The sequence below is a fragment of the Halalkalibacter oceani genome (genome assembly GCF_023715705.1).
In the GTDB taxonomy this organism is placed as follows: Bacteria; Bacillota; Bacilli; order Bacillales; family Bacillaceae_D; genus Halalkalibacter; species Halalkalibacter oceani_A.
This window is the reverse complement of record NZ_JAMBOS010000073.1, coordinates 1-566: the sequence shown is the minus strand read 5'-3', so window position 1 is coordinate 566 and position 566 is coordinate 1. Positions and strand designations below refer to the sequence as shown.

Below are 566 nucleotides of genomic sequence, written 5' to 3'. Positions count from 1 at the left end.
GTGCGGCTGGATCACCTCCTTTCTATGGAGTTTATACTCTAATCGAACTTACACACCAGCTGTGTAAGGAACGCTTCGGTTCTTTTGTTCAGTTTTGAATGAATTCTCTTATGAAATCATTCGTTAGCATTTTGGTTGGCTTCGTCAATCTTAGTGCATTGACAAAGGATATTCTTTTGTCAATTGGTTCTTTGAAAACTAGATCATGATAACAAGTAAGTTCATCGGAGTCTTGTTCACATAACAACAAGATGAGATCGAACGAACGTCAAGAATTCACATTTTTTGGTGTTTTTTCTTCATTGAAAAACATCAAATGACAAAGAGGACCAAGCAGATCGAGGAAGCGAGTGACCGAAGGAATGGAGCGTAGTTCTCTACGTGACATGACCGAGGACAGGAAGCTGACGAAGAGCTGCGCCGGTAATCTGATGTCATTTTGGTTAAGTTAGAAAGGGCGCACGGTGAATGCCTTGGCACTAGGAGCCGAAGAAGGACGCGACGAACGGCGAAACGCCTCGGGGAGCTGTAAGTAAGCTTTGAACCGGGGATATCCGAATGGGGGA

At 44.0% G+C, this 566-nt stretch carries 1 rRNA gene; it reads left to right on the top strand.

The annotated features are described in order from the left end of the window. Positions 1-441: 441 nt before the first annotated feature. Positions 442-566, top strand: a 23S ribosomal RNA gene (locus tag M3212_RS21695); the annotation flags it as partial.